Raw genomic sequence first — 605 nt, 5'->3', positions numbered from 1 at the left:
GCGTCGTGCATCGAGATCGACCCAACGAATTGCGCGCACTCTTCGCGGCGATACTCGTCTTCCTCGACACCCATCACCTCTGCCGATTTTGTCCATTTGACGTTAGCCGGCAACTTCGCAGCGCTCGGATTATAGACGCACTGTGGCGCGACCCGAGCTTCAAGTTGAGCGGACGCGACGCACGGGAGTAGGGAGGCGCCAGGGCCCGATCTATGCGCGCCTAGGCCGAAAGAGAGGCAACGGTAGCTCTGCAGTGGGGAACGGAGTGGCTGCTAGATGATAGAAGAGGACCAACCCATACATGATCTGTAAGCCGCGCGGGGGTTAGCGCACGGTCTCTCCATGTGGCGTCGTAGGACGTTGGCGGCTCCAATCGGGAACTGCATCGAACCCCAGCAGTCGGCGTCGAGATTTGCTGAGGTGCTCGAACATCGCCTCGTACGCGCGCGGCGCATTCTGCTCGGCAATCGCCTCGACGATTAGGGCGTGCTCGCTTTCGACAAGGTCGAGCCTCGTCTGCGAACCAGAGGAAGGAAACTGTCCGATCAGCCTCATCCCGAAGACGATCTGCCGATGCAGCATCGACATAGTAGCAGAGTACATTG

1 protein-coding gene is annotated in these 605 nt (G+C 59.7%); it reads right to left on the bottom strand.

Features of this window, described 5'->3' with window-relative positions; translation table 11 throughout:
* Positions 1 to 324: 324 nt before the first annotated feature.
* Positions 325 to 605, bottom strand: a 281-nt coding sequence (locus tag EOA85_RS36745) for an FCD domain-containing protein (protein WP_348627967.1), incomplete at its 5' end; no start/stop codon positions are given.

Origin of the sequence: Mesorhizobium sp. M5C.F.Ca.IN.020.29.1.1, from assembly GCF_003997375.1 — a bacterium.
GTDB lineage: Bacteria > Pseudomonadota > Alphaproteobacteria > Rhizobiales > Rhizobiaceae > Mesorhizobium > Mesorhizobium wenxiniae.
This window is presented reverse-complemented; position numbering and strand designations above follow the sequence as displayed.